This window comes from Glycocaulis sp. (genome assembly GCF_052168375.1).
In the GTDB taxonomy this organism is placed as follows: Bacteria; Pseudomonadota; Alphaproteobacteria; order Caulobacterales; family Maricaulaceae; genus Glycocaulis.
The window spans coordinates 1-4,853 of record NZ_JBQLZR010000012.1; the positions used below are offsets into that span (position 1 = coordinate 1).

The window sequence follows — 4,853 nt, forward strand, 5'->3', positions numbered from 1 at the left end:
CCCGGGCGGGGGGATTATGCCCGGGCAGTGGAAATCTGTTCAGGCCTAGCGGCAGGAGGCGGCGTTGGCCGCCGCTTCCGGTCCTGCACCCTCGATGGCCGCAGCAGCGGCGAAGTCAGCCGCCGCGGCAGAGGCGTTACCGGCAAGCGCATAGGCTGCGCCGCGATTGTTCAGGGCTTCCCAGCCGCCTTCATTGGCTTCAACGGCGGCGTTGCAGGCATCCATCGCGCCCTCATCACCCATATTGGCAAGCGCGCCGCACAGATTGGTCTGGGCGGCTGCCATGGTGGGGGCTGCATTGCGGCGCGACAGCGCCTCATTGGCGAAGTGGGCCGCTTCGCGCCACTGGCCGCGCTCAAAGCGCTGCACAGAGGCACGCACCGAGCGGTGCGCCGTGCTCTGGGCCACAAAGGCCGGCTCGCACACTTGCGCTTCGGCAGACGATGCACTGGCGACAGACAGGCCGGCAGCCATCATGGCAGCAGCAGCGGTCATCAGGATCGGGGAGGAGAATTTGAAGGACATGTCAGTCTCCGAAAGATGGGCGCCCTGTTGACCGGGCGTTGCGTTGAACGTGCACCGGGAAGATAGGGCCATGACGAGCGTTTGAAAAGTGAACAACGTTCATTTTTCTGGAAAAAAGATGTTGCAATGCAACAGGGCGCCTGTCCAGTCAAAGGCTGCTCACAACTCTATCTAATTGCTTCTATTGGCGCAGACGGTCTGCTGCGGCTGCGTGACGCACGGCCGCCGATCAGAGCCGGCATGCTCGGGAAATGAAAACGCCGCCGGTCAGTAGAGACCGGCGGCGTCTTTGAAACCGGGAAACGTACGAACCCTAGCTGTCCAGGAAGCTGCGCAGCTTGCGGCTGCGGCTCGGGTGTTTCAGCTTGCGCAGGGCCTTGGCTTCGATCTGGCGGATACGCTCGCGCGTGACCGAGAATTGCTGGCCGACCTCTTCCAGCGTGTGATCGGTGTTCATGCCGATACCAAAGCGCATGCGCAGCACACGTTCTTCACGCGGGGTCAGGCTGGCGAGCACCAGCGTGGTGGTTTCGCGCAGGTTCGAATGGATGGCCGCATCGATCGGCAGGACCGCGTTCTTGTCCTCGATGAAATCGCCCAGATGGCTGTCTTCCTCGTCGCCAATCGGCGTTTCAAGGGAGATCGGCTCCTTGGCGATCTTCATCACCTTGCGAACCTTTTCCAGCGGCATGGAGAGCTTCTCGGCCAGCTCTTCCGGGGTCGGCTCGCGGCCAATCTCGTGCAGCATCTGGCGGCTGGTCCGCACGATCTTGTTGATCGTCTCGATCATGTGGACCGGGATGCGGATGGTGCGCGCCTGGTCGGCGATGGAACGGGTAATCGCCTGACGTATCCACCAGGTCGCATAGGTGGAGAACTTGTAGCCACGGCGGTACTCGAACTTGTCGACCGCTTTCATGAGGCCGATATTGCCTTCCTGGATCAGGTCCAGGAATTGCAGCCCGCGATTGGTGTATTTCTTGGCGATGGAGATGACGAGGCGCAGATTGGCCTCCACCATTTCCTTCTTGGCGATACGCGCCTCGCGCGCGCCTTTCTGGACGGTCGCCACGATGCGGCGGAAATCGTCGATCGGCACGCCGGATTCCTGAGCCAGCTCGGCGATCTGCTCGCGGATCTGGGCGGCTTCCTTTTCCTCGCGCTCGGCAAACTTCTTCCACGGCGCAGACTTGGCTTTCCAGTCATCGAGCCAGTTGGGATCAAGCTCGTGGCCGTGATAGGCCTGCATGAATTCGTGACGCGGCACGCCGTGCGCTTCAGCCGAGCGCAGGAGCTTGCCTTCCAGCACGACCAGACGCTTGTTGATCGCATCGAGCTGTTCGACCAGCGCCTCGATCCGCGCATTGTTCAGGTTCAGCGAATTGAGGTTGGCAACGATGGACTCGCGCACCCCGTCATAGGTCTCGCGATCCTTCTTGGAGAGGTCCTTGCCCTCAAGGCGGAGATTGACGAGCTTGTCCTGCAGCTTGCGGAAGGTGGAGAAGTCACCGGCCACGGCGTCCAGCGTCTCCATGACGCCTTCGCGCAGCTCGGCCTCCATCGCGGCAAGCGACAGGTTTGCGCCGTCTTCATCATCCTCCTCGTCTTCGCCCGGAGCGGCATTCTCGCCCTCCTCGCCAGAGTCGGATTTATCGTCGTCATTGCCCTCGGCGCGGTTGCGCACCGCATCACGGATGTTTGCAGCCGGACCGCGCCCGGCATCGGGCGCACCCGTTTCGGAATGGTCTTCGCGGACACCGCCATAGGTGGCATCAAGGTCGATAATGTCGCGCAGCAGCACCTGGCCGGTCTGCAATTCCTCGCGCCACACCATGATGGCCTCGAAGGTCAGCGGGCTTTCGCATAGCCCGCGGATCATCGCGTTGCGGCCCGCCTCGATGCGCTTGGCGATGGCAATCTCGCCTTCGCGCGAAAGCAGCTCCACCGAACCCATTTCGCGCAGATACATGCGCACCGGGTCATCAGTGCGGTCCTGCGCGGAGGTGGTGTTCTGACCGGCAATAGCGGTCTTCGATTTGGCGGAAACAGCGCGCGAGCGGCCGTCATCATCCTCGTCATCGTCGCCATCGGCGCCGCTGGCATCGGACTCTTCCACATCGTCTTCCGAATCGACGACCGTGATGCCCATCTCGGAGAGCTGGGAGAGCACGTCCTCGATCTGCTCAGAGGAAAACTCTTCGGAGGGAAGGACCTTGTTGAGCTCGTCATGGGTGACATAACCGCGCTTCTTGGCGGTCTTCACCATCGCCTTGACCGACAGGTCATTGAGATCGAGAAGCGGGCCGTCCTGATTTTCCGGGGCTGCTTCAGCCGTCTCGGTCGCTGCTTTGGTCATGCCTGACTTGAACTCCCTTGGCGGCCGGATCGCCTGCCACCACAAACAAAATTGACCGCGCGTGCGCTATTTGCGCCGGCGGCTGGCCTTATACCCTGCGATGAGCTGGTGCACCTCGGCCGCATCGCCGCGCTCCAGCGCCTCGCTTTCAAGAAGACGCGCCTCACCGCGGATGCGTTCCTCTTCAACCCTCTCCATATAGGAAGCCGCCGCTTTTCGCCAAGCGTGCAACCTGTCTGACGGGGCTGCGTCCTCGCCGCCCATCACCGCGAGCATGGCTGCCCGCTCGACACCCAGCTTGCGCAGCGCGCCCTGATGGCCCTGACGCGCAAGCTCGCGCTTCAGCCCGTCTCTGTCCATACCTCCCCCAAGGGAACATGCGTCTAGAATAGCGTCACGCAGACTGTCAAGCGGACCGCAATCCATCTCGGCGAGCGTTTCCGCTTGGTTGATCATAATCGGGGTCACTTCCGCTTCCGCTGGGCGGCAACCTCATTGACCATCTGCTGGAACAATTCGTCTGAAATGTGAGCGCCTAATCCTGAGTCCGACAATTTTGAAACTGATTCAGTTTCCTTCTGTTCCATGTACCTTGCAGCCAACGCTTTCCAACCCGCCAATACATCGCCGCCAGCGAGCTCAAATATTCTCATACTCGCTTCAGTATCGAGCCAACGTTCTTTCATAGCTCCGATGTCGCGTTCATGCCCACGGGCCTGCAATTCCCGTATCATCGCTGACGGTTCCAATGCGCCATTCTCAAGAGCGACATCAATTATATCGTCACGAAGGCGATTTAAGGGACCACACTCAAGTTCAGCCAAAGTTTCTGCTTCACTCTTGGCTATCGAAGGGTCTTGGATAGCTCGCCAAATCAGCTGAGCTAGCAACGCCTTAGGCTTATTGCTCTTTGCTAGCTGCAGCGTTTTTGGATTCGGTAGCGCATCGGAGATGCCAAGGGCGTTGGGACGGCCCCGCCATGGCGCGCGCGAAGGCTGCCGACCGAAGGCGGACGCCATGCGCCGGTCAAACTCGGCCTTGTATTCCTCGCGCACGTCCGGATCGGTGATCTTGGAGACCAGCGCACGCAGGCGGCGCCGGAAACCGGCCCGGCGGTCAGGGTCGTTCAGCGGCTCGGCTGAAAACTCGCGATCCCACAGCAGGTCTGCCAGCGATCGCGTATCGGCGACCAGCGCGCGGAGCGCGTCCGCACCTTTGGCCTTCAGAACATCGTCCGGGTCCTGGCCATCAGGCAGGAAGACGAAACGCAAGGTCTTGCCCGGCTCCAGCAAGGGCAGAGCCCGCTCGGCCGCAAGGCCGGCGGCACGCTGCCCGGCGCCATCCCCGTCAAGGCAGATCACAGGCTCCGGCCCCGCGCGCCACAACAGCCGTATCTGATCCTCGGTCAGCGCCGTACCCAGCGGAGCAACCGCATGAACCAGCCCCGCCCGGTTCAGTGCGATCACGTCCATATAGCCCTCGGCGACGATCAGGCCGCGAATACCGGCTTTCGGATCGGACGCTGCCGTGCGCGCTTCGGGATAACGGTACAGGACATGGCTCTTGTGAAAGAGCGGTGTCTCGGGCGAGTTGAGATACTTGGCGCGCGCATCCTTCGACAGCGCCCGTCCGCCAAACGCCACAAGGCGCCCGCGCGGATCGTGGATCGGGAACATGACCCGGCCCCGGAACCGGTCAAACGCCGCGCCGCCATCTTCGGGTGCTATCAGAAGGCCCGCGGTGACCAGCTCATCGGGTTTGGCCCCCTGATTGATGAGTGCGTCCTTCAGCCCGGTGCGCAACTCCGGCGCAAAACCCAGACCAAACCGCTCCCAGTCGCGCGGCCCCAGCCCCCGGCGCTCCAGATAGGCGCGCGCTTCGCCCCCACGCGGACCGGTCAGCTCACGGACGAAGTATTGCTGCGCGGCGACATTCCATTCTGCCAGCTCCTTGCGGCGCTCATCCTTGCGGG

Annotated in this window: 4 protein-coding genes; all 4 read right to left on the bottom strand. The window is 62.1% G+C overall.

Annotation, left to right across the window (positions count from 1 at the left end; genetic code table 11):
• Positions 1-45: 45 nt before the first annotated feature.
• Complete coding sequence (locus ACTS2Z_RS00390; RefSeq protein ID WP_442571255.1) at positions 46-525, bottom strand: hypothetical protein; 480 nt, start codon at positions 523-525, stop codon at positions 46-48.
• A gap of 313 nt (positions 526-838) precedes the next feature.
• Positions 839-2,881 carry an RNA polymerase sigma factor RpoD gene (gene rpoD, locus ACTS2Z_RS00395; RefSeq protein ID WP_442571256.1) on the bottom strand — a complete coding sequence of 681 codons (2,043 nt, stop codon included), beginning with the start codon at positions 2,879-2,881 and terminating at the stop codon, positions 839-841.
• 66 nt (positions 2,882-2,947) lie between these two features.
• Positions 2,948-3,241 (bottom strand): hypothetical protein, encoded by a 294-nt coding sequence (locus tag ACTS2Z_RS00400; RefSeq protein ID WP_442571257.1) that lies wholly within the window; start codon positions 3,239-3,241, stop codon positions 2,948-2,950.
• A gap of 104 nt (positions 3,242-3,345) precedes the next feature.
• Positions 3,346-4,853, bottom strand: a 1,508-nt coding sequence (gene dnaG / locus ACTS2Z_RS00405; RefSeq protein ID WP_442571258.1) for a DNA primase, incomplete at its 5' end; no start/stop codon positions are given.

What these genes read in the sequence shown, in the direction of transcription:
- ACTS2Z_RS00390 (WP_442571255.1), bottom strand. Translation starts at nt 525, where the DNA reads ATGTCCTTCAAATTCTCCTCCCCGATCCTGATGACCGCTGCTGCTGCC.
- rpoD (WP_442571256.1), bottom strand. Translation starts at nt 2,881, where the DNA reads ATGACCAAAGCAGCGACCGAGACGGCTGAAGCAGCCCCGGAAAATCAG.
- ACTS2Z_RS00400 (WP_442571257.1), bottom strand. Translation starts at nt 3,241, where the DNA reads ATGGACAGAGACGGGCTGAAGCGCGAGCTTGCGCGTCAGGGCCATCAG.